The following is a 23644-nucleotide window of genomic DNA, read 5'->3' as shown; positions in this document are numbered from 1 at the left end:
ATGTCCGCAGAGAGCCAAAATCAGATCGGGACCCACATTCGCGCGGCACAAGTGGTGCTGCCCTGCACCGATCTCGCTGCCGAGCTGAAATTCTTCACCGAGCTTTTGGGCTTCAAGGTCAATCTGATCATGCCGGCAGATGCGCCGGCCCTGGCCGTCCTCTCCGGCCACGGCCTGATGCTGCGTCTTGAGAAGCAGAAGCTGCCCGGCAACCAGACGCCGATCGTCCTGCGCCTGTTATGTGATCTGGCTGCCTTGCCGGCTGGAACGCCGGACGAATTGACGGCGCCGGGCGGCACGCGCGTTCAATTGGTCGATGCGCAGGTGACGCTGGACATTCCGGCCGGCACCCAGGAATTCGTGCTGTCGCGCGGTGGCGCAGATGCCTGGGGCGTCGGGCGCGCCGGCATGCAATATCGCGACCTCATCCCCAGCCGCTTAGGGGGCCGCTTCGTCGCCTCGCATATCCGCATCCCGGACGGTGGGCCGGTGCCGGACTATGTGCATTTTCACAAGATCCGCTTCCAGATGATCTATTGCAAAACCGGCTGGGCAAAGCTGGTCTATGAAGATCAAGGGGAACCCTTCCTGCTCAACGCCGGCGATTGCGTCCTGCAGCCGCCGGAAATCCGTCACCGGGTGCTGGAAGCATCTGATGGGCTTGAGGTGATCGAGATCGGCTGTCCGGCCGTTCACGAAACCTTCGCCGATCACAATCTGGCCCTGCCGACCGGCCGCACCCTGCCCGACCGGCTTTATGGCGACCAACGTTTCGTGCGGCATATCGCGGCCGACGCTTCGTGGCAGGAATGGCGCCTGCCCGGCTTCGCCGCGCGTGATATCGGCATCGCCGCCGCGACCGACGGCCTTGCCGGTGTGCGCGTGGTGCGCACGGAAGTTCCGGCCAATGCTCTGGCAGGAGCCCATGACGGTGAATTCCTGTTCCTGTTCGTGCTGGCTGGTACGCTGCGCCTCGAGAGCGTAAAGCTCGGCAATCATCGCCTGGAAGCGAGTGACAGCGTCGTCATCCCCGCAGGCGCACCCTACAAACTCATCGCCGACACCGGTCTGGAAATATTGGAAGTGAGCCTGCCGGCCGATCTGCCTAACAGCTGATCTGTCAGGACGCCAGTTGCTGAACGCGCGATGCCGGGATCTTGAGGCGCGCGGTCGTGCCAATGCCAGGGGCGCTGTCGAGGATGACCTTGCCGCCATGCAATTCGGCAAAGGCTGCGGCAAGGGGCAGGCCCAGGCCGGTATCCTGCTTCTTGCGATTGAGATGGCTGACCGGCGCATCGAAGGGCTTCATGGCCTTTTCCACATCGGCCTTGGTCATGCCATCACCATAGTCGGCGACGCTGATTTCCAGTCCGCCGTCGATGGTCGGTGTGACGTCGAGATCGACCAGGCGGTTGGGGCCAGCGAACTTGATCGCGTTGACGGTGAGATTCAGCATGATCTGCAGCAAGGTGCGGCGATCGCCGCGGATGACCGTGCTGGTCGGGCATGATTTGATCGAGAGCTGAACATTTTCGCGCGAGGCCCGTTCGGTGGCGAGGCGCAGCAGGGCATCGAAGAGATCGTTCAGTGGAATATCATCGTCGGAGATCTGCCATTTTCCGGATTCGACCTTGGACAGGTCCAGGATGTTGTTGATGACCGAGAGCAGATGCTGCGCGCTGTAATGGATGTCGTCGGCATATTCCTGATATTTGGGCTGGCCGACCGGACCAAAGCTGGCGTCCTTGATCACTTCGGAAAAACCGATGATGGCGTTGAGCGGCGTGCGGAGCTCATGACTCATTTGCGAGAGGAAATCCGATTTCCGCTTGCTGAGCTCGTCGGCCTGCTGGCGGGCATAGGCTTCAGCACGGGTGCGGGTCGCCATGGCGACCATCGCAACGGCGTTGGCGGTGTGCTTCTGCATGGCGGCCATGCCGCCGACCATGAGGGCGATCAGCGCGGCGACCAAGGCAACAGCGACGTTGCGCTTGCTTTCCCAGGGCGCCAGGAACTCGCGCCGGTCGAGTCCGACACCGACGATGAAGGGCATGTCTGCCAAGGGCTGGAAGGCTGCAAACCGATCCGCACTCTGGTCGATGGCCAAGGGCAAGGCCAGGTCGCCATTTGACGCGCGAGGCGGAAACCGTACCAGGACGGTACCGTCGCTGCCCACCAGCTCAACAGCACTGACGCCGAGTGCCGCAAAGAAGCTACTGAAGCCGCGGGGGTTGAGCTGACCCAGAACGATCCCCGCGAAATTGCCATCGGCATCGTTGATCCGGCGTGACACCAGGATATCGTCATCCACCATATCCGGCCGGCTGAGTTGCAGCGCCTCGGTCACATGATTACGATGAAAGATGAAGGCGGCATGATGGGTATAGTCTTCGCCGACCACCGCATCATCGTCCGCGTCCGCCGCCAGCAGACCCTGCGGGTCAATTATTCTAAGGTGCGTCAGTCCCGGGGCAGCGTGCCGGACGCGGGCCAGCAATTCGTGAATATCGACCGATCCGTTCGCCGATCCCCCATTTGCCGACTCTTGAGCCGGAATCTGGAGGCTTGCGTCAATGGCCGCGAGAGTCTGCTGAACGTGGGTGGCCGCGATCTGCGACAAGGAAGCCGCGCGCTGCTGGCCCGCGGCACTCACCGCCCGGTAGTCCTGATACAGGAGGGCCGTTGCCGTGCAGGCCAGCAATAGAATGACGATGCCCACGATCGGCCAGGATAAGGGCGCCTGAGGAGCGCGTACTTTCGGGGTCGGCAGGAGGGACATGAACCGTTTACCTATCTGTCTGGACGGCAGAAAAGACGAAAAATCTTTCACTCGAGCGCGACTGGCGATTGACACGGCAGCACGACCGGGTCCGGCCTGTCTGGTCAATTCGGTCTCGTTTACCGCGATATCAGTCATTGCTGGCTATGGCCGCCTTCACGCGCGTCGCGTCGGTGGACATAGAGTCATCACCAGGCGCACGAGTTCGGCTTGATGCTTGCACTGCGTCTTGGTCAGCGCGGATTTGAGGCTGCGACGAATTTCGGAACCAGGCATGCGTTTCAGTTCGGCAATTTCGCGGACCGACAGGCCGCGTACGATCAGGTCGACCGTTTCGATTTCCGCCGGCGACAGCGCAAACATTTGGCCGAAAGCCCGAAGCGCGCTCCATTCCGCCTGGTCCATGCTGGTCGCCAATTCGACGACAACAAGCGGTGAACTGTCATGCGCGCGGCCTATGCTGCGGTCAAGAACGTCGCGGAAAAAGCCCTGCATATTGCGAATCATGACCGATATGACAGAGCCGCCCCCGGCTTCCCGCTCGACCAGGGCGGCATTCTCCAGGCCGCTCGCCAACATGCGGTCAAGTGTCACATAGAACCGCTCCGTCAGGCGGGGCGACACGAAGGTGATGCGGCCACTGACCAGATGCACCGTCTTGCGATCATCGAGCATCTGCAGGCAGGGCGTGTTGGCGTAGGTTACCTGGCCCGTGCGGCCATCCAGCACCAGGGACGCCACACGCCAGTCGGGGCAAATCAAGGCCAAAACATCCGTTCGCATGGCAGCACTCCGTTCACCGTCAAAGTAAGCGGCCGGCGCAAGGTCCGGCCCGATGGTGCCCGATACGATCATCTGGCTCATGGACAGATCGACCGTGCGCGATCGATGTGTATCGCCTCTTGTCGGTGCCATTGGGTGCTGCCCCCTTTAACGGATCGTTGACGTTTTAACGGATCGTTGACGTTCGATGCGTCAATATCCGATCCGCGACGTGACGCCGCCGTGACTTGGGAAATGGCGTGGCTTTTGCCACTCTTTCGCGCTTGCACAGGCCGGTGCTTTCGCACATAGTTTCCTGGGGTTGGGTGGGATGATTTTTCCAGTGACGACATGGGGTTAGAGACTGACATCGAGATCCGCTTGCTTGGCTTGCCGGAGCTCCTGCGGCCGGCTGCCGGCAACGTTTTTCCAGCCAAGGGATTTCAACTTCTGGCACTGCTGGCGCGCGCGCCGACCAAGCGCTTAAGTCGCAAGGAGCTGGCCTCGCTGCTGTGGGACAATGACACCGACTCGGCAGCGCTGGGCAATCTGCGCCAGCTGCTCGCGCGCGTGAAACGCGCTGGCAGTGCCTATGAGAACCTGATCGACGCCGACACCAAGACCGTGGCGCTGGGCGATGGGGCGGCGATGATCGATCTCAATATTTTCGAGATCGGCTATCGGTCCGGCTCACCTGAGCAGGCGCTCCGCAGCTTGATGCTGTTCCGCGGCGAGCTGCTGGAAGGTATCTCGGACGTCACCGATGCTTTTTCACACTGGCTGACGCTGGAACGTACCGCGCTGCGCGACCGTTTCTTTGCCGCCGCTTCCTCGCTGCTGATCGAACTCACCCGTTATGGCCGCGCCTCGGACCAGGATCTGCGGGCTATTGCCGACCAGATGCTGAGCCTCGATCCGGAACGGGAGGCGAGCTACCGGACGCTCATCGAGGCTTATGGCCGCAACGGCATGTATGAGGATGCCGAGCGCATCTTCCAGGCCCTGGGCACGATGCTGGAACGTGAATTCGGCGTTCCTCCACAGCCAGAGACAAGTGCCGTCCTACGCCGCGTGCTGGCCGGGCGAGGATATCACCCATCCGTTCAGACAGAAACCAAGCCGGTCAACACGCAGCCCCGCGTCGCCTTTCTGGCGCCCAGCTGGATTGGGCCCGTGGGGTCGTCCGCATTGTTGGGCGCGCTCATTGAGGATGTCGCCAACGAACTGTCCCGATACCGCACTTTCGTCGCCTTGGCGCCGCACTCGTCCTTCAAACTGCAACATGATTCAGGCGTCCCCGTCGACAATACGGCTCTGCGCGCCGACTACACGGTCAGCGGATTCGTCAAACCGAGCGAGCGCGAACAACTGCTCGTGCTTCGCATGGCAGACTGCCGCAATGGCGACATCATGTGGGCCGGTGAATTTTCCTTCCAACCTGAGGACCTCACGCGATCGTTCCGGATGCTGTCGTTGCGGGTAGCATCAAGCATTGCAACATCGGTCGAGCGGCATATGCTTGAAAACATGCGCCGTGACGGAAGCCACAGTGCCTATCTGCAATATCTTGAGGGTCAACAGCTCCTCAAGAACTGCGATCTGCCAAAGCTGCGCAGAGCGCGTAAGGCCTTCGTCACCGCTGCTGAGTTGAACAAGGATATGGCGCTGGCGCATGCCCGCATCGCCCAGACTCTATATCTCGAGTGGATTATGCGCGGCGGCAACGACCCCGAGCTGCTGCATGACGCGCGCGGCAAGGCAGAGCATGCAACACATATCGATCCAAATGGTGGCTTTGGCCATCTGATGGCCGGCACGGTTGCACTCTATCAACGTGATTTCGATATTTCGTCCGAGAAATTCGCCGTGGCGGAGACGCTCAACCCGAATTCAGCTGATCTGCTCGTGCAGCATGCGGATGCCCTGTCACATCTCGGTGAAGTCGATTCTGCCAAAAACCGGTTCGAGCGCGCCATCGACCTGAACCCAATGGCACCAGATCATTACTGGTGGGCCGGCGCTTGCATCGCCTTCCAGCAGCACGACTATGCCGGAGCCGTCACGCTCTGCGGCAAAATGGAGTCGGAAACGTCCGTGGTGCGATTGCTGGCCGCCGCCCACGCCTTTCTTGGCAATAAGAGTTTAGCGCATAACTACTGGATGCGCGTCAGAGATCTCTATCCGGATCAAGATCCGGCCATGATCGGCAAGATCGCACCGTTTAAACACGATGAGTTCCGCATACAGATTGAGCAAGGTCTCCGAATGGCGGCGGCCTGATTTTAATGTGAGGAGGGGGAAATGGCGCGTCTCTATATTATTGGAGATCACGAAGCCGGTGTTCTGTTTGTCAAGACGGATCCGCTCATGCTGACTCAAATCAGCAAGGCAACGATCCAGGCCTATGCGTCCAGTCATGGGAAGAGTTACGACGATGTCCTTGGACAGATCGCCGGCGGCGCGAAGGCGGCGATGAATAAGACGGCCACGTCGACAACCATTCCCGACGTCGACACGTCCTATGACGCCGTCGGCAAGATGATCGGCATGGGCACCACGCTCTCTGATGTGCAGTTCTGTTTTGCAACTGATATCGGCAGTGTCGATTGGGCCAGCAATCGTTGGACGGTTCCACCGATCAGCGCCGCACTGGCGCAGCTTAAGCCGCCTGCGTCACCGGCCGATTTTGTACAGCTGAGCAACTCACCGCTCGATTGAAACCTGCTTGGACCAACGTCACCATGAATGACCGGTACCACAATCTGCCGAGTCATGAATGTTGAACGACGATTTCTTTACGTCAGGCTACGCCGACGCGCATTTTCTCGCCAAACTCGGGATCACGCGCGTCGGCGACATTACCGGGCTGGACACGATCGGCATCCCGGTCTGGTTTGCCAGCCGGCCGAATTCCCGCGCCTTGTCGGTCTCCCAGGGCAAGGGCGCCAGTGCCGCACAAGCGCGCATTTCCGCCATCATGGAAGCGGCCGAGGGGGCGGCAGCCGAGCGGCCCGAGGACATCGTGGTCGCTTTCAAGACCGGGCGCGACATGGCCGAGGCCGGGCGCACCGTGGTGCCATTCGGCCGCCTGATGCGCTGCAATGCCGGCAGTTTTCTGGTCGATCACAGATACGCCTGGGCCCGCGGCCATGAGGTGACGTCAGGCCGCGAGGTTTTTGCTCCCTATGAACTGGTGGGCCTCGACATGCGAGCCGGCGCACCGTGGGACCATACAACTTTCAAAATGTCATCAATAGGGCTCGCCGCAGGCCGTGACCGGGCCGCCGTCATGTCGCATGCCTTGCTTGAAGTGATTGAGCATGACGCCACGTCCGCGCTCGATCTGTTCGGCTGGACACATTCGGTGGCCCGCAGCATCGGGTACACGCCCGGACAGCATGCCGAACTCGACCGGCTGGTACAGTGCGTGCGGTCGGTTGGCTTCGAACCGCATTTTTTCGACATCACCGGCCGGATTGCGATCCCGGTTGTCGCTTGTTTTTTCGAACGCCTGGTTGCTTCCCAGGACGGAGTCGGCGCGACCTTGATGGCGGGCTTTGCATGCCGGCCGGATGCTCATGAGGCCGCCAGCGCGGCGCTCCTGGAATGCGTGCAGTCCCGGGCAACCGAAATCGCCGGTTCGCGCGACGATATCAAGGATGCGAACTATGCCGGCAGCCGCGCAACCTTGCCGGAAACCGGTGCGTCTGGCTTGACCTTCGACCAGATCAAGGGCCACAGGCTAGGTGCATCCCTTGCCACACCGCAGGATCGTTACGATCACATTGCCGGCGCTCTTCTCGCCAATGGCACGGACGAGATTTATTGCTTTCCACTCGCGGGACCCGATCTCGGCATCGATGTCGTGCGGATGCTCGTCCCCGATCTCGGCGCCAGCAGCGAGGGTGGCACAAGTGCGGGCAGCGCCAACCTCATCGATGCCTTGCTGGGTGGGGTCTAGCGATGCCGGCACCGATCCTGTTCGCGGGGCCAAGTCTCCATGGCATCGACCCTGCCCTGCTACAGGGCATCGATCTGCAGCCGCCGGCTGGCAAGGGTGACCTGTTGGCTGCCACACTCGCAGGCGCCGACACGATCGGCCTCATAGATGGCACCTTCGAATATGGTGCCGCTGTCTGGCACAAGGAAATCCTCTTTGCTCTCGATCGTGGCGTTGCCATTTTCGGGGCAGCCAGCATGGGCGCCCTGCGCGCGGCGGAATGCGCGGCCTTTGGCATGGTCGGCGTCGGCACCGTGTATGCGGACTATGCCGAAGGCCGCCGGCAGTCGGATGCCGATGTCGCCATTGTCCATGCGCCGGCGGCACTCGGCTACCGGCCGCTGACGGAGGCACTGGTCGACATCGACGCGACGCTGACGCGATTGTGCGCCGCCGGGCATCTGGCACCCGACATGACCTTGCGGCTGCTCAACGCAGCGGTGGCGGCACATTTCAAGGATCGGACCTGGAGCCAGATCGTGGCAGCTGCCGGGTATCAGGATGAGGCAGCCCGAAAGATCCTTGCACTTGTCGGGGCCAACCGCATCAGCGCCAAGACCGAGGATGCCCTGGCCTTGATCGACATGCTGCGCGCATTCGATGCCAGCGAGGGGCCCAAATCGCGCCTGTCGACGCCGTTCAACCGCACTCTTTTCTTCGAGACGCTCGAACAGCAAGTAGAGATGCGCCAGGCGGCCGGGAAACGTCCATGACCGCGCGGCTGGTGCCGGATTGCGGTGGGCTCATCGACGAGATGGCCATGACCATTCCCCTGCGCCTGCTGGCAGCGTCGCCCAGCCCGAAGGGCTTTGCCCTTGGCCGGCTGGTCGATGCCTTGCCGCCGCGGGTCACCCTGTTCCTCATGACCGACGATCCCGATGCGGTGGCATTTCGGGCCTGGTACCGAACCCTGACACCGGCCTGCGACGTGCAGATCATCACGACCGGCACCGCTCAACCGATCCAGGAATCCGAGATGTGGACCCAGGATCCCTGGATGGCCGCCGAGGAGGATGGCGCCCTCTTCCTCCATCACCTGCTGCACACCGACCGACTGGGGCGGCAAGCCGTCTGGCTGGCCGGCTTCCGCCCGACACCTTGCAACCAGCCACCGCTCCATTTGGCCGGCGGCAATGCCCTCACAGGCCCGGATTTCCGCCTCCTGGGGGCACAGAGCCTCGATCTTACCCAGCGGATCGGACCGGGCCCGATGGACGAAGCGGAGGCTCTGCGGCGTCATGAGGCTCTCGATTCCCGGCCGCCCCATATTTTCGGCTTTCCGCTGCCGGTGAAGGGCAGCGCACCGGTAGAACTGCGCCAGCAGCCGCATCATGTCGATCTGGTGGTCTCGCTCACCGGCCGGCGGGTGCTGGATGGAGGGGCAAATGAGGGGCGGCACATCATTATGGTAGCCGACCCGCGCAAGACCCTCGACCCCGATGGCCCCCGCATGGAGGGATGGGCGGAACAGCTCGATGCCAGTGCCATGCGCCTGGCTGCTGCGGGATTTCACATCATCCGCAACAAGGTACCCCATATCGCGCATCCGGCCTTCTCGCCCAATCCCACTTTGCGCGCTTACAACAATGTCATTCTTGAAAATGATGTCCGGTCAGACCTTGGTAAGAGCCGGCCATTGGTCTGGCTGCCCCATTTTGCCGATCTGGAGCCTGAGCTTGCACCCTATGACGCGGAGAATGCCGCGCTTTGGGAGGGTCTCGGCTTCGAGATTGTGCCGGTCTATGGCTGGAGCGCGCTGGTGCGATCAGGCGGTGCCATCCGCTGCGCGTCAAAGGTCCTTAGAAGAAAGAAAAGCCCGGTCAACCAAAGCTGACCGGGCCAGAGATATTCAACACGAGATGACAGGTCACGAGGGAGGGTGGCAAAAAAACCTTCAGGCAGATTGGGCGAGCGGGGTCCAACCGAGTTCCTGATCGATGTAATTCAGCAGGTTAAGCGTGGTCGGATAGGAGCGGCTCTGACTGGCCAGTTTGGCCGCCGTCTCGGCGAGCGAGCGCAGCTGCGTCACTTCCTGGCAATCCTCGCACACATAGGCGACCATGCCGGGACCAGCGCGGAGCGCGGTCTTGACCAGCTTCTGGCGTTCCGACACCCAGCGAAGCTGGCCGCCCAGCGTCGAAATTTCATCCACGCCCGATTTTGAACGATCCATTTCTTCGTTCAACACGCGGGCGACGCGCTTGTAAGCCGTGTTGAGGGCTTCCAGCGCTTTCATCGCGGTGCCGAACTCATCCTCCTGACGGAGGGTGGCACGGGTTGCGCGCGACGTCTTCAAGGCCTGTACATTGCGGCGAACGGTATTTCCCTGTTGCATAACAACCCCCAATCTGGACGTTTGACGATGCATTGCACCTGACGGTCCGGTCAGGGCCGCTGTCGCGATTAACTATTCGTCGACCAGCCAGACATGATTAGACGCAAGCCCGTGACTCGGGCGTGAATCATCCGATAATTGTCGAGGCCTGGGGGAGTTCTCGGAAAGTGACGATGTTTAGCTGCAGGGCTAAACGGGGTCAGTCCGGAAGGCGCTGCCCGGCTGCATCGAAACGATGCAATTGCGCGATTTGGGGCGACAGAAAGACCCGGTCGGCCGGCGCGAAGGCCGCTTCGCCGTCCAGGCGTACAGTCAGGGTTCCGATGTTGGGCACGTCGACATAGACGAACGTATCGGACCCAAGATGCTCGACATGGGCGACATCGCCACACCAATGGCCGTTGTCGCGGCTGGCCAGCAAATGCTCCGGCCGAATGCCCAGAACATGGGCACCCTGTGCCGCAGCCTCAGGCCCTTCGACGAAGTTCATCTTGGGCGAACCGATGAAGCCGGCGACGAACAGGTTGGCAGGCCGGCGATAAAGTTCGAGCGGCGCACCCACCTGCTCGATCACACCCTGGTTGAGCACGACGATGCGGTCGGCCAGCGTCATCGCCTCGACCTGGTCGTGGGTGACATAGACGATGGTGGCCTTGAGCAGCCGGTGAAGGCGAGCGATTTCGAGACGCGTGTTGACGCGGAGCCCGGCATCGAGATTGGAGAGCGGTTCGTCGAACAGGAAGAGGCTGGGCTTGCGCACCACGGCGCGGCCGATGGCAATGCGTTGGCGCTGGCCGCCGGAGAGTTCCGCCGGCCGCCGGTCGAGTAATTTTTCCAGCTGCAGCATGCGAGCCGCTTCAGCGACACGCGTGTCGATTTCGGCCCGGGCGATGCCTTCCTGCTTCAAGGCCAGCTCCATGTTGCCGCGAACGGTGAGATGCGGATAGAGCGCATATGTTTGGAACACCATGGCGATGCCGCGCTTGGCCGGTGGCAAAACATCGACGATGCGGTCGTCGATCTGCACATGGCCCTCGGAATGCTCCTCCAGCCCGGCGATGACGCGCAGCAAGGTCGACTTCCCGCAACCTGACGGGCCGACGAAGACCACGAATTCGCCATCGGCAATGTCGAGGTCGACCCCCTTGATAGCCTCGAACTTGCCGAAGCTCTTGCGTACGCCTTGAAGCTTGAGTGAACCCACCGGAAAATCCTCGCTTAAAGTTTTACAGCGCGGCCTTCGCGCACGCTTTGATCGGCCGCCAACACCACCGCCAGGGACCGCACCGCATCCGACATGTGTGCCATGAGATCGATATCCTCCCGGATCGCCTTCAGCACAAATTCCTGTTCGCGATTGCACAGTTCCTGATGCCCCGGCTCGTCCGCCATGACCTGTTCCTGATCGGCACGCAGATATTTTCCGTCCTTGCCAAGCTCGGACCAATGCGTGCGGATGGTCGAGGTCTTGGTATGTGTTTCAATATCGGCGGATTTGACGCCTTCCTTCATGACGATCGAGACCGACCCCTTGGGTGTCATGATGTCTTTCACGAAAAAGGCCGTTTCCGAAATCATCGGTCCCCAGGCAGCCTCGTACCAACCGACCGAGCCATCGGCGAACAGCACCTGGAGATGGCCGTAATTGTACATGTCGGGGGCGATCTCATCGCTGAGGCGCAGGCCCATGCCACGCACTTCGACCGGCTTTGCGTCGCACACCTGGCACATGACGTCGAGGTAATGGACACCACAATCGACAATCGGCGAGGTGGTCTGCATCAATCGCTTGTGAACCGCCCATTCGGGACCGCTGGATTGCTGGTTGAGGTTCATGCGCATGACATAGGGCCCGCCCAACGCGCGCGCTGTCCGGATGAACTCGATCCAGGACGGATGGTGGCGCAGGATATAGCCGATGACCAGTTTGCGCTGCAGCCGGGTCGCCGCCGCCACCACACGTTCGGCCTCGGCCACTGTTGCCGCCAAGGGCTTTTCCAGAAAGACATGGGCGCCCGCTTCCATGGCAGCGATGGCGTATTCGGCGTGGGTGTCGGTATGGGTGTTGACCGACACCAAATCCGGCTTGGCAGCCGTGAGCGCGTCCGCAAAATTGTTATAGCGCGGATAGCTTTGGAGACCCGCCGGCAGGGTGACCTCGGACCGGTTGGCGAGCCCCACGATCTCGAAACCTGGATTGGCATGATAGGCCTGGGCGTGGCTCAGCCCCATATTGCCAAGACCGACCACCAGGACGCGCAAGGGCCGGCTCATTTCACCGCCCCCGCCGTCAGGCCACGGATGAGCTGGCGTGAGAAGATGAGATAAAGGACCAGGACCGGCGTCAGCGACAGGGTCAAGGCAGCCAGCACTGCATTCCAATTGGTCACGAACTGGCCGATGAACACCTGCGTACCCAGGGTGATGGTCTTGGTGCTCTCGGCCGGCGCCAGGATCAGCGGAAACCACAAATCATTCCAGACCGGGATCATGGAGAAGATGGCGACCGTCGCCATGGCAGGGCGCACCAGCGGCAGCACCAGGCGGAAGAACACGACATATTCCGAAAGGCCATCCACACGGCCGGCATTTTTCAGATCAGCCGAGACCGTGCGCATGAACTCCGACAGCACAAAGCAGGCCAAGGGCAGGCCTTGCGCGGTGTAGACCAGGATGAGCGCGAAGAGCGAATTGACGAGGCCAGTCCGCGCCATCATCTCCAGGATCGCGATGGTCCCGAGACGGATCGGCACCATGACGCCCAGCGCCAGGAACAAGCCGAGAAACACATTGCCCCGGAAGCGATATTCGGTCAGGGCGAAGGATGCCATCGCCCCGAACAACAGAATGAGGAACAGGGAACCCACCGTAACGATCAGGCTGTTCTGGAAATAGAGCAGGAAATCACCCTGCTTCAGCACCGTCTGATAGCCGATCAGGCTGAACGTGTCGGGACTGGGCGGCAACAGTGGATGGTTGAAGATCGCCTTCCGGTCCTTGAAGGAATTCATGATGATGAGCAGGACCGGTAGGATGGCAATGAGGGTATAGCCACCCAGCAAGGTGTGAACGGCGGCGCGGCGCATACGGAAGATGGGTGCCTGGCGCATATTGGCCCCTTAGAACTGATAGCGGCGCATGCGCCGGTGAATGACGAGAAGATAGAAGCCAACCACACTGAGGATGATCAGGAACATCACCGTGGCGATGGTGGCGCCCATATGCTGGTCACCCAATTGCAGCTGATGGCCAAAGAAGGTGCGATAGAGGAAGGTACCCAAAATATCGGTCGAGAAATTCGGCCCCGCCAAAGCGCCCTGCGCCACATAGATGAGATCGAAGGCATTGAAGTTGGCGACGAAGGTCAGGATTGAAATGAGGCCGATCGCCGGCAGGATGAGCGGCAGCTTGATCTTCCAGAACTGTGCTAGGCCACTGACGCCATCGCATTCCGCTGCCTCGATCACTTCGTCGGGGATCGACAGCAGGGCGGCATAGATCAGCATCATCGGAATGCCGATAAACTGCCAGACGGAGATCAGCGACACGGTGATGAGGGCTGTCCCTTCCTGCCCCAGCCAGGGGCCGAACAGGAATTTGAGGCCGACCGCCGCCAGCAGGCTAGGCGCCACTCCCCAGAGGGGGCTCAGGATCAATTTCCAGATGAAGCCGATGACCACGAAAGACAACATGGTCGGCATGAAAAGTGTGGTGCGATAGGCAGACCGGCCGCGCAGCCGCGGCACGCTGAGCAATGCGGCAAGCGCGATGCCGACCGGATTCTGTACCGCCATGTGAATGCAGAAGAACAGCACGTTGTTGCCAAGTGCGTTCCAGAAACTCTGCGACCAGCGCGGATCGCTGAACAATGTCGCAAAATTGTCGAGCCCGACAAAGTTCCGGATCTGGTCCTGTTCGGTGAACAGCGACAGGCGCAGGGTTTCCGCCAGCGGCAGAATCATCAATGCCGTATAGATCGCCAAGGCCGGCGCCAGGAAAACGACAATATGCCAGCGGCGCGCGCGCCGGATAACGGTGCTGTCTGTCACGCGGATGTCCCGAATTCAGGAATGGCTACGGCCGGCTCCCTCACAGGCGGAGAGAGCCGGCCGATTGCTTTGCCGGTTATTGGCCCGGCTTGTACCAGCTGTCGAGACCGTCCTGCAGCCGCTTCGCAGCAGCTTCCGGCGTCTCGGCACCGTTGATCACATTGGCGGACGCACCCCACGTCTCGTTTTCGAGATTGGGCGTGCCGCGCGACAGGATCTGGTAGGTGGAGCGGATGGTCTGCTTGCAGGTCCCGCGCCAGTTGACGAATTCCTGCGCCAGCGGATCCTTCAGCTTCACCTCGTGATTGGAAAGACTGAAGAAGCCCGGCAGGGAGTTGGCATAAATATCGGCAAACTCCGACGAGGCCAGCCAGGCCAGGAACTTCTTGGCTTCTTCCGGATGCGCCGATTTCGCGTTGGCACCCATGGCGATATCGGCATGATCGGAGATGTAGCAGGTGTCACCCGCCTTCTTCACCGGCGGATAGAAGGCGCCCATCTTGAACTCGGCCTGGGTGTTGAAGGTCGTGATGTCCCAGGAGCCAGCCGGATAGATCGCCGCACGGCCGAGAGCGAACATGTTCTGGCTGTCCGGATAGGTCTGCGCCTTGTAGCCATCACCCAAATAATTGGCCCAGCGTGCCAGCACCTGGTAGGGGGCGACCCAATCGGCATCGGTCAGCTTTTCCTTGCCGGCGAGCAAGGCCTTGCGGCCATCTTCGCCATGCCAGTAGTTCGGCCCGATGTTCTGATAGCCCATGGTGGCCGCTTCCCACTGGTCGGCGGTACCCATCGCCATCGGCACATAGGTACCATCGGCCTTGATCTTGTCGAGAGCGGCGAAGAACTCATCTTCCGTCTTCGGGACGGCGATGCCCAGCTTGTCGAAGGCGTCCTTGTTATAGATGAAGCCGTGGATGACCGAGGCCATCGGCACGCAGAAGGTGGTGGCACCGTCATCGGTGCTCCAGGCAGAGCGCGCCACCGGGCTGAACGTATCCATGCCGGTAACATCGTTGACTGAGGTCAGGTGACCCTTCTTGAACAGTTCCAGGGACGCATCGAAAGGCCGGCAGGTAATGAGGTCGCCAGCGGTGCCGGCATCCAGTTTGGTATTGAGGGCCGCGTTATATTCCGTGGGCGCGGTCGGCGAGAAGACGACCTTGATGCCCGGGTTGGCAGCCTCGAAGGCCGGAATGATCTTGTCCTGCCAGATCGGCAGATCATCATTGCGCCAGCTTTCGATGGTGAGCGTCACATCTTCTGCAAAAGCAGCGGATGAAAGGAGCACGCCGATGGCAAGAGCTGTCGATCCCAGAATCGCGTTACGAAAATGCCTGTGTGTCATGGTGAGGTAGCCTCCCTTTTCTTAATCTATTTCGTGCCTGAAGCCATCGTCGCCGCATGCGGCGTTGCGCCGAGCCAGGCCAAAGCCGGGCGCAGATGTCCGTGGGACTCTTTCAATATTCTGGCGGCATCCGAGACGTCCTTGGCGCCAGCCGCCAGCAGAATAGCAATCTTCGGTTCAAAATCCGCGGCCAGCAATTTCGCCTGCGCCGTGGCAAGGTCGACCCCGGCAACGCGCGCCACGATTCCTGCCGCACGCTGGCGCAATTTCTCGTTCTCCGCCCGCACATTGACCATCATCCCGTCATGGACGTGGCCAAGCTTGATCGCGGTCAGGGTGGAGAGCAGATTGAGTGCTGCCTTTTGCGCGGTGCCTGCACCCATGCGGGTCGAACCGGCAAGGACTTCGCCACCGCTCAACAGCGAGATCGCCACGGCGGTGTTCTCGAAGACCGGTGCTGCTTCGTTGCAGGCGATACCAACCGTAACAGCGCCACGCGCCCGTGCCTCTTTCAAGGCGGCGCAGGTATAGATGGTGGCGCCACTGGCCGAGATACCGATCACCACATCGTCTTTACCTACCTTGACGAGATCGACATCGGCACGCGCCTGATCGACATCATCTTCGACGGCCCCGTCCAGACGCTGAAATGAGGCTGCGCCCCCGGCGATGAGGGCAAAGGCGCGGTCGGGTGCAATGCCGAAGGTACCAGGCAATTCCAAGGCATCGAGCTTGGCAATGAGGCCCGAACTGCCGGCGCCGACATAAATCAGCCGCCCGCCCTTGCCCAGGACCGCGGCCACAAGGTCGGCGGCCTTGGCGATATCAGAAAATGCAGCGCTCACGGCGGCGATACCGCGTTCCTGCCCGCCCAGCAGCGCCGACAGAATGCGCTGGTCGGCCCAGGTATCGAGACCCTCCGCCGCCACACTCACGATCTCGGTTTGCCGTCCCTGCATGCGATCACCTTCTTTGTCTTGATGAAACCATACCGAACTAATACCATCGATGTCGAGATAGAAAATGACGGCATTTGAAAATCACTCACCGGCAGATCCAGAATTGTCATAATATTGTTGTATATTAACGCAATAACGTCAAAACAGCGAACTTCGGAACGAGTCGCAAGTTTCTCTGGCAAGTCGAGACGATCATTCATATAGTGGTATCTAAGTGGCATTAACGATGGGCACGGAGCTTTGATGTCGGTGCGGTTTTTCCTGGGTGTCGATGGTGGCGGAACGCATTGTCGGGCGCGCTTGCGCGACGCATCCGGACGCCTGCTGGGCGAAGCAACCGGCGGGGCTTCCAACATCTTCACCGACCCGGACGAGGCCATCGCCAATGTCGACCGGATCAGCCGCGCAACCTTCGCACAGGCCGGACTCGATGCGCCGAGGCTTGCCGAAACTGCGGCCTGTTTCGGACTCGCCGGCGCCAACATGGCCGGCGCCGTGGCGCGCGTTGAAGCGCATCGCTGGCCTTTCCACAGCGTGCGCATCGAGCATGACGGCATCATCGCCTGTGTCGGCGCCCATGCCGGACAAGATGGCGCCATCGCCGCGATCGGGACCGGCGCGGTCTATGTCATTTCACTGGGCGGCAAACTGCAGACCTTCGGCGGCTGGGGCTTCATGCTGTCCGACCAGGGCAGCGGCGCCGATCTGGGGCGCGAATCCCTGCGCCGCACGCTTTACGCCCGGGATGGCATCATCGAGCGAACACCCTTTACCGATGCGGTCTGGGCCCGGTTCGATGGATCGATGGACACGCTGCATCGCTTTGCGGAGACCGCGAAGCCGCGTGATTATGGGGCGCTGACACCGCTTCTGTTTGAGTATGTCGAACGTGGCGACAAGATCGCCTGCTTCATCGTCGAACGCGGCCAGACCGGCATCACCCTGGTGCTCGACCATCTCATCAAACTTGGCGCACAGCGCATCTCTATGATGGGTGGTCTCGGCAAGGCCTATCAACGTTACCTGCCGGAACGCTATGCGACCTATTTCGGAGCGCCGCGCCATGATGCTCTCGACGGCGCCATTCTGCTGGCCGGCGGGCAGGTCGCTGCATGACCGCGCTCAACACCATCTTCGCGCCCGACGCGCTGGCAGCGGGTGCCGCCGGCCCACTCTATCTGCGGCTCAAAGCCCTCATTCAGGCGGCCATCCAGGACGGCAATCTCAATGCCAACGACGCGCTGCCCTCGGAGCGCGAGATTGCCAGCATGCTGGATATTTCGCGCGTCACTGTGCGCAAGGCACTGGCTGAACTGGTGGAAGATGGCGTGCTCACGCAAAAGCGCGGGTCCGGCACATTCGTGACCGGCACCCCCCCCCGCGTCGAGCAGCGCCTCTCGCGCCTCACCTCCTTTACCGAGGACATGCTGGCGCGCGGCCTGACGCCGAGCGTCAAATGGCTGCAGAAGATCGTGGCAGCCCCCTCGCCGGAAGAAGCCATGGTGCTGGGCCTCACGACGGGCGAGCGCGTCGTGCGTCTGCGCCGCCTACGTCTCGCCAACGACAAACCGATGGCGCTTGAGCAGGCCGTGGTACCGGCACGGCTGTTCGCCGCACCCGAGGCGATCGGCAACTCGCTTTATGCAGCCTTGGAAGCTGCCGGCGTGCGGCCCGTGCGCGCCCTGCAACGCCTGTCGGCGGAAAGTCTCCAGGGCGAGGATGCCGTGTCCCTGTCGGTGCCTGCTGGTTCGCCTGCCCTTTACATCGAGCGCATCTCCTATCTTGCCGATGGCAGACCGGTCGAGTTCACCAAATGCCATTATCGCGGCGATGCCTATGATTTCGTCGTCGAATTGACCACAAGCGGAGACGGCGAATGAGCCAAGCGACACTTTCACCCAGCTGGATGCAGCGCGAGACGATGGAAGCGGCCGACGCCGTCGAACGGCTCTGGTCGCGTTCCGGCAGCGCGATTGCCCGGGCCGGTACCTTGCTGCGCGATCTTGATCCGCCCTTTGTCGCACTCTGCGCGCGCGGTTCATCCGACCATGCGGCAAGCTTCTTCAAATACGCCTGCGAGATGCAGCTGGGCCTGCCGGTAGTCTCGATGGGTCCATCGATCGCCTCGGTCTACCAGACGCCGCTCCGCCTGAAGGGTGCGGTGATGCTGCTGATCTCGCAATCCGGCCGCAGCCCGGATCTCCTCGCCATGGCCAAGAGTGCCCAGGCCGGCGGTGCCAGGGTGGTCGCCATCGTCAATGATGCGAACTCGCCTGCAGCCGATCTTGCCGATCTCACGATCGCCCTCGAGGCTGGCCCGGAGAAGAGTGTGGCCGCTACCAAATCCTGCCTCTCTTCCATGGCGGCCGGTCTTAGCATTCTGGCGGAATGGTCGCAGCACCAGAGCCTGCGCAATGCGCTGGTGCAGCTGCCGGCCGACCTTCGCACAGCGCTGGCACTGGATTGGTCGCCGGTCGTGGAGATTTTCCAGCGTGCGCAATCCGCCCTGGTGATCGGCCGTGGCATCGGCCTTCCTGTTGCCATGGAGGCTGCCTTGAAGCTCAAGGAAACCGCGGCATTGCATGCCGAGCCTTACAGCGCTGCCGAGGTGCTGCATGGTCCCATCGAAATCGTGCGTGATGGTTTTCCGGTGTTGATGTTCCGGCAGAACGATGCCGCCGGCCCCTCTCTCGATCATTGCGCCAAGGCGCTCACCACAGCCGGTGCCAAGGTACTGGTGGCGGGCACCGACCTGCCCATCGCGAAGACCGCGCACCCGGCGACCGGGCTTATCGGCGCGATGGCAACCTGCTATCTGGCCATTGAGCGCCTGGCTGCCGCCCGCGGCTATGACCCGGACAATCCCCATCTCCTCAAGAAAGTCACGGAAACCATCTGATGAGCGTTTTTGCCCTCGCTGGCGCCGAGATTTTCGACGGTGCTGTTTCCCATGCCGATCACGCTGTCATCATCGAGAACGGCCATGTCGCGGACGTCATACCGCGTGCGCAGCTCGGCACCGATATGCGAATCGAAGAGCTCGCTGGTGGTCTGCTGGCGCCGGGCTTTGTCGATGTCCAGGTCAATGGCGGTGGTGGCGTTCTGCTCAATGACGCACCGACCGCCGACGGCGTTGCCAGGATCTGCAACGCACATGCCAAATTCGGCACGACTGCCTTGCTGCCGACCCTCATCACCGACACCGCCGACCTCACGCAACGCGCCGTCGCCGCCATCCGCCAGGCGATTGCAGGCGGCATGCCGGGTTGTGTCGGCGTGCATCTGGAAGGACCGTTCCTCTCACCGGACAAACGCGGCGCCCATGACGCACAGCTGATCCGGCAGATGGATGATGCTGATGTCGACGCCATCCTTGCCATGGGCATCGACACGCTGCTGGTCACCCTGTCGCCGGAACGGGTGCCGGCACGCATCATCCGGCGCTTGGTTGACGGCGGAATCATCGTCAGCATTGGCCACTCCAACGCGACCTATGACCAGATCCTGGCCGCGGTGGATGCGGGTGCCCGCGGTGTCACACACATCTACAATGCGATGTCGCCGCTCAGCCACCGCGCCCCGGGCGTGGTGGGGGCAGCACTCGATTCCAAGGCGCTGTGGTGCGGCCTGATCGCCGATGGGCACCATGTGCATCCAGCGGCGATCGGCATCGCCTTGCGCGCCAAACGCGAGCCCGGTCGCATCTTCCTGGTGACTGACGCGATGTCGACAGTTGGCTCCGACATCCAGGAGTTCGACCTCAATGGCCGGCGCATCCGGCGTCATGATGGTGTGCTGGTGCTGGACGACGGCACACTTGCCGGGTCCGATCTCGATATGATGTCGGCGGTGCGCTTCATGGTGCAGAGCATCGGGCTCGATCTTTCTGAAGCCCTGCGCATGGCGGCGACCTATCCGGCCGATTTCCTGCAGCGTACCGACCTCGGCCGTATCGCCAAGGGTACCAGGGGCGATCTCGTGCATATCGATAACAATTTGCAGGCAAAGGCGGTCTGGCGGGCCGGCGTCAGACTTTGACCTTCTCTCTCTCAAGCGCCGTCACGGCACCGGGCGGCAAGACCAATGAAGACGCCTATGGCGTGTGGCCCGATCCGCAGGCGCCGCTGGCGGCCTGGGTACTCGACGGCGTCACCGGCATCAACGACCGCGCCCTGCTGCCTGGCCCCAGCGATGCCGCCTGGTTTGTGGCGCAGGCGCAGGAAATCCTGCCTGCGCTGCTGACATCGCAGGCGAATCAGCCGGCACACCATCTCATGACGCAATTGGTGAAGGCACTGGCCGGGCGCCAGGAGAAGTCCTGGCTGTCATCCAAAGGGGCTGACGGTCACGAAACACCGGCCGCCAGTTTTGCGCTGCTGCGCCAATTGGGCGAGACGGTCGAAATCGCGCGGCTCGGCGATTGCCTGGTGCTGCTGGAACATATGGATGGAAGAATTCAACTCCTCGATGATCCGGTGCTGGGCCAGATCGAAGCCGATCTCAAAGCCAAGATTCTCGCCATGCGGTCACTGGGTATCTGCGACGAAGCTGTCATTCGCCACGAAATGATGCCGACCCTGCGCGCCATTCGCCAGCGCCGCAATGTGGCCGGTGGCTATGGTGTGCTGGCGGCAGAAATGGCCTGCCTCGGCCTGCTGAAAATTCACCAATATGCGACCGACGATTTGCGCAGCGTGCTCCTGGTCAGCGACGGCTATTATCGGTTGGTCGATGTCTATGGCCATGTCACGGATCGCGACTTGCTGTTGCGGACGGCCACGGCAGGTGCAGAGACACTGCTCGCCGAATTGCGAAAGATTGAAGCCGCCGATCCTACGGGCGCCCTGCATCCGCGGCTCAAAATGGCGGATGACGCGACTGCGCTGCTGTTGCGGCGTGGCTGATACTGGCCTCAGCCCTAACCTCACGCCCCGACCTCAGGCCCCTGCGGCAATTTCCCGCAGCGCGCGCTCGAATACATCAACCGGCTGCCCGCCAGAGATCAGATACTGATCATTGATGATGATGGCCGGGACCGAACTGATACCCTGCTGCTGGTAGAAGCGCTCCTGCGTCCAGACATCTTCGGCATAAGTATCTGACACAAGGATTTCCCGTGCCCGGGCCGGATCGAGACCAACCGTCCTGGCAATTTCAGCCAACGTTTCATGATCGGACATCACCGCGCCATCGGTGAAATAGGCCTTGAACAAAGCGTGTTTCAACGCAGCCTGCTTGCCCTCGAGCCCCGCCCAATGCAGCAGCCGATGCGCATCGAAGGTGTTGTAGATACGGCTCTGCTCGCTGGTACGCATCTCAAAGCCGACGCCGGCCGCCCGGTCACGGATCATGGCGCGGGCCTGTGCCGACTGCTCAGGTGTCGAGCCGTACTTCTCGCCGATATGCTCGACGATATTCTGCCCTTCCGGCACCATCTGCGGATTGAGTTCGAAGGGCTGGAAATGCATGTCGGCCGCGACATCACCCTGCAGGCGGTCGAGAGCCGCCTCAAGAGATTTCAGGCCGATGATGCACCAGGGGCAAGAGACGTCCGAAACAAAATCGATCTTGAGCTGCTTGGTCATGAGAAGGCCTGCATATTTTTCAGGATAGCCATGTAGGCAATCTAGGGCGATTTGCAACGGTTCGGCTAGACCGCGCGCAGAATGATTTCAGTGGGCGCGATCATCCCCTGTTCAAGGGCCTCCATGACATTCTTCAACCGCCCCTTGGCGGCCGGTCCCATGATGACATGAAGACCCAGGATCGGCGGGCCGGATTCCGCCACTTTTGCCCGCATCGCGGCCGCAAGGTCGAGGACAAAGTCACGTCGGTTCCGCTCCGTCTCCACCACGAAACCAGCAGCAGCCAACAATTCCTTATAGACCGCAGGGGCTTCGACGAAGCTGGTCGAGGGATCGGCCGCCCAGGGCATGGGATAGGGCAATTCCGCGTCCGTCATGCGCATCACATCGTAGACGCAGAACTTTCCACCGGGCCGCAAGACACGCCGCGCCTCGGTAAAGAGCGTCACCTTGTCGGCGATGTTCATGCCGACATGAATGAGTGTCGCCACATCGAAGGACGCCGGTGCAAACGGCAGGGCCAGCGCGCTGCCCTGCTGGAAGGTGACACGATCACTAAGGCCGCAGCGCCTTGTGAGTGCCGCTGCCGCGGCCACGAAGCCGGGCGTGAGGTCCAGCCCGATGACACGACAATGATGCGCCTCCCCGAAATAGCGCGCCGGCCCACCGATGCCGGAACCGATATCGAGTACGCGCGTTCCGGTGGCAAGTTTCAAATGCTGCGCCAGTTCGATTGTCTGCGCGCGCCAGCCAAGGTGGAACTCATCGACACCAGCAAGATCGGCCGGCGTCAGATGATCGATATCCTTGCCAGCTTCTGTCAGCGCGGTCAGGATCGCCTGCTCGATATCCGCGCGGTCGTAATGCTGTGCAACCTGTTGCTCGGTGTCCATGGCCCAGTTACCTCCTATCGCGAGGTGCGACAGAGACTGAGCTTACGCCTGCGGCCGGAAATAGGCGCGCATGAAATCGATATACTCTTCCTCCGACTTCTCGCGACGCGCCTTGACGAAGCCGCGGGCATCGTCGCCGACCAGGTAGCGAAACCTGTTCGATCCGTCGGTCGCAGCCTCATGGATGATTGCGGCAACATCTTCGGCACTCTTCGACTGGGCGGCGATCATGCCCGCGAAGGCTGCCTGGGTGTTGGCGACAAAATCATCATAGTCGGCAAGCTGCGGGTCTTTGGCGAAGGCGGCAGAGGACTTTTCCGAGAAGCGCGTTGCGGTGACGCCACCATGGGGAACGACGTTCTTGACTGTAATGTTCTGCGAAGCAAGTTCATAGGAGAGCGCTTCGGTAAAACCCTCCAGCGCGAATTTGCTGGCACAGTAGAGCGAGATCATCGGCAGAGTGAAGAGTCCGGCACCAGAGCTCACATTGATGATAAGGCCGCCTTTGTTCCGCCGGAAATGCGGCAAGATCGCCCGCGTCACATCCATGACGCCAAAGACATTGACGTCGAACTGCGCCTGAATCTGCTCGCGCGTGATCGCCTCAAACAGGCCTGACTGGCCGTATCCAGCATTGTTGACCAACGCGTCGATCCGGCCGAAATGCCTCACTCCCAGCTCGATCGCTTGGGCAATGCTGTCCCGATCCTGGACATCCAGCCGTGTCACCAGGACATCTTTCCCCAAATTCATGCCGGGTACAGGCTGGCGCATGGTGGCGATCACGTTCCAGCCATGGGCAGCAAAGAGTCTGGCCGCCGCAATACCAATGCCCGAGGAGGTACCGGTAATGAGGATGGTTCTTTTCATGAATTGAACTCGCTTCCAAGAGAGGGACATCTGAAGATAGGGTACTTGGATTGCTGCGATAATC

Annotated in this window: 23 protein-coding genes; 11 read left to right on the top strand and 12 right to left on the bottom strand. The window is 61.3% G+C overall.

What is annotated here, in order from left to right; genetic code table 11:
- Positions 1-1116 (top strand): hypothetical protein, encoded by a 1116-nt coding sequence (locus AC1DWZ_RS11965; protein ID WP_477169116.1) that lies wholly within the window; start codon positions 1-3, stop codon positions 1114-1116.
- A 4-nt stretch (positions 1117-1120) separates the two neighbouring features.
- Here AC1DWZ_RS11965 and AC1DWZ_RS11960 read toward each other — a convergent pair whose 3' ends face one another.
- Both AC1DWZ_RS11960 and AC1DWZ_RS11955 read right to left on the bottom strand, forming a co-directional pair.
- Entirely contained in the window at positions 1121-2779 is a 1659-nt protein-coding gene (locus tag AC1DWZ_RS11960; RefSeq protein ID WP_477169115.1) for a cache domain-containing sensor histidine kinase, read from the bottom strand.
- 156 nt (positions 2780-2935) lie between these two features.
- Complete coding sequence (locus AC1DWZ_RS11955) at positions 2936-3694, bottom strand: helix-turn-helix transcriptional regulator (protein WP_477169114.1); 759 nt, start codon at positions 3692-3694, stop codon at positions 2936-2938.
- Between the two features lie 198 nt (positions 3695-3892).
- On the opposite strand from AC1DWZ_RS11955, the gene AC1DWZ_RS11950 reads away from it, so the two are divergent.
- Genes AC1DWZ_RS11950 through AC1DWZ_RS11930 form a run of 5 tightly spaced genes read left to right on the top strand, consistent with a single transcriptional unit; the run spans position 3893 to position 9375 of the window.
- Positions 3893-5821 (top strand): BTAD domain-containing putative transcriptional regulator, encoded by a 1929-nt coding sequence (locus tag AC1DWZ_RS11950; protein ID WP_477169113.1) that lies wholly within the window; start codon positions 3893-3895, stop codon positions 5819-5821.
- 21 nt (positions 5822-5842) lie between these two features.
- Positions 5843-6259 carry a hypothetical protein gene (locus AC1DWZ_RS11945; RefSeq protein WP_477169112.1) on the top strand — a complete coding sequence of 139 codons (417 nt, stop codon included), beginning with the start codon at positions 5843-5845 and terminating at the stop codon, positions 6257-6259.
- Positions 6260-6317: 58 nt separating this feature from the next.
- Positions 6318-7502: a YcaO-like family protein gene (locus tag AC1DWZ_RS11940; protein WP_477169111.1), complete on the top strand. Its 1185-nt coding sequence runs from the start codon at positions 6318-6320 to the stop codon at positions 7500-7502.
- A 2-nt stretch (positions 7503-7504) separates the two neighbouring features.
- The gene (locus AC1DWZ_RS11935) at positions 7505-8254 is read left to right on the top strand and encodes a TfuA-like protein (RefSeq protein ID WP_477169110.1); all 750 of its coding nucleotides are present in this window, start codon (positions 7505-7507) and stop codon (positions 8252-8254) included.
- Positions 8251-9375, top strand: a complete 1125-nt coding sequence (locus tag AC1DWZ_RS11930; RefSeq protein WP_477169109.1) for a hypothetical protein — start codon at positions 8251-8253, stop codon at positions 9373-9375. The genes AC1DWZ_RS11935 and AC1DWZ_RS11930 overlap by 4 nt, the downstream gene beginning before the upstream one ends.
- Positions 9376-9435: 60 nt before the next feature.
- Here AC1DWZ_RS11930 and AC1DWZ_RS11925 read toward each other — a convergent pair whose 3' ends face one another.
- From AC1DWZ_RS11925 to AC1DWZ_RS11895, 7 genes are all read right to left on the bottom strand, one after another.
- On the bottom strand, positions 9436-9876 hold the full coding sequence (locus AC1DWZ_RS11925) for a hypothetical protein (protein WP_477169108.1): 441 nt from the start codon (positions 9874-9876) through the stop codon (positions 9436-9438).
- Positions 9877-10075: 199 nt separating this feature from the next.
- A complete protein-coding gene (locus AC1DWZ_RS11920; protein ID WP_477169107.1) occupies positions 10076-11080 on the bottom strand; it encodes an ABC transporter ATP-binding protein in 1005 nt (334 codons plus the stop codon).
- Between the two features lie 14 nt (positions 11081-11094).
- A complete protein-coding gene (locus AC1DWZ_RS11915) occupies positions 11095-12150 on the bottom strand; it encodes a Gfo/Idh/MocA family protein (RefSeq protein WP_477169106.1) in 1056 nt (351 codons plus the stop codon).
- Positions 12147-12986 (bottom strand): carbohydrate ABC transporter permease, encoded by an 840-nt coding sequence (locus AC1DWZ_RS11910; RefSeq protein WP_477169105.1) that lies wholly within the window; start codon positions 12984-12986, stop codon positions 12147-12149. The genes AC1DWZ_RS11915 and AC1DWZ_RS11910 overlap by 4 nt, the downstream gene beginning before the upstream one ends.
- A gap of 9 nt (positions 12987-12995) precedes the next feature.
- Positions 12996-13925 carry a carbohydrate ABC transporter permease gene (locus tag AC1DWZ_RS11905; protein ID WP_477169104.1) on the bottom strand — a complete coding sequence of 310 codons (930 nt, stop codon included), beginning with the start codon at positions 13923-13925 and terminating at the stop codon, positions 12996-12998.
- Between the two features lie 76 nt (positions 13926-14001).
- The gene (locus AC1DWZ_RS11900; protein ID WP_477169103.1) at positions 14002-15273 is read right to left on the bottom strand and encodes an ABC transporter substrate-binding protein; all 1272 of its coding nucleotides are present in this window, start codon (positions 15271-15273) and stop codon (positions 14002-14004) included.
- 26 nt (positions 15274-15299) lie between these two features.
- The gene (locus tag AC1DWZ_RS11895) at positions 15300-16232 is read right to left on the bottom strand and encodes an N-acetylmuramic acid 6-phosphate etherase (protein WP_477169102.1); all 933 of its coding nucleotides are present in this window, start codon (positions 16230-16232) and stop codon (positions 15300-15302) included.
- Between the two features lie 243 nt (positions 16233-16475).
- Here AC1DWZ_RS11895 and AC1DWZ_RS11890 point away from each other — a divergent pair, with 243 nt between their 5' ends.
- The 5 genes from AC1DWZ_RS11890 to AC1DWZ_RS11870 are packed head-to-tail and all read left to right on the top strand — an operon-like array spanning position 16476 to position 21136.
- Complete coding sequence (locus AC1DWZ_RS11890; protein ID WP_477169101.1) at positions 16476-17348, top strand: glucosamine kinase nucleotide-binding domain-containing protein; 873 nt, start codon at positions 16476-16478, stop codon at positions 17346-17348.
- Positions 17345-18112 carry a GntR family transcriptional regulator gene (locus AC1DWZ_RS11885; protein WP_477169100.1) on the top strand — a complete coding sequence of 256 codons (768 nt, stop codon included), beginning with the start codon at positions 17345-17347 and terminating at the stop codon, positions 18110-18112. The genes AC1DWZ_RS11890 and AC1DWZ_RS11885 overlap by 4 nt, the downstream gene beginning before the upstream one ends.
- Entirely contained in the window at positions 18109-19131 is a 1023-nt protein-coding gene (locus AC1DWZ_RS11880) for an SIS domain-containing protein (RefSeq protein WP_477169099.1), read from the top strand. The genes AC1DWZ_RS11885 and AC1DWZ_RS11880 overlap by 4 nt, the downstream gene beginning before the upstream one ends.
- Positions 19131-20270, top strand: coding sequence for an N-acetylglucosamine-6-phosphate deacetylase (gene nagA / locus AC1DWZ_RS11875; RefSeq protein ID WP_477169098.1), 1140 nt, complete (start codon positions 19131-19133; stop codon positions 20268-20270). Before AC1DWZ_RS11880 ends, nagA begins: the two co-directional genes overlap by 1 nt.
- On the top strand, positions 20267-21136 hold the full coding sequence (locus tag AC1DWZ_RS11870) for a protein phosphatase 2C domain-containing protein (RefSeq protein WP_477169097.1): 870 nt from the start codon (positions 20267-20269) through the stop codon (positions 21134-21136). Before nagA ends, AC1DWZ_RS11870 begins: the two co-directional genes overlap by 4 nt.
- Positions 21137-21169: 33 nt before the next feature.
- On the opposite strand, the gene AC1DWZ_RS11865 is transcribed toward AC1DWZ_RS11870, so the two are convergent.
- From AC1DWZ_RS11865 to AC1DWZ_RS11855, 3 genes are all read right to left on the bottom strand, one after another.
- On the bottom strand, positions 21170-21817 hold the full coding sequence (locus AC1DWZ_RS11865) for a DsbA family oxidoreductase (RefSeq protein ID WP_477169096.1): 648 nt from the start codon (positions 21815-21817) through the stop codon (positions 21170-21172).
- A 65-nt stretch (positions 21818-21882) separates the two neighbouring features.
- A complete protein-coding gene (locus AC1DWZ_RS11860) occupies positions 21883-22710 on the bottom strand; it encodes a class I SAM-dependent methyltransferase (RefSeq protein ID WP_477169095.1) in 828 nt (275 codons plus the stop codon).
- A 42-nt stretch (positions 22711-22752) separates the two neighbouring features.
- Positions 22753-23580, bottom strand: a complete 828-nt coding sequence (locus tag AC1DWZ_RS11855) for an SDR family oxidoreductase (protein ID WP_477169094.1) — start codon at positions 23578-23580, stop codon at positions 22753-22755.
- Positions 23581-23644: the final 64 nt, after the last annotated feature.

It is taken from the genome of Dongia sp. P2_B8 (assembly GCF_056404715.1).
This window is presented reverse-complemented; position numbering and strand designations above follow the sequence as displayed.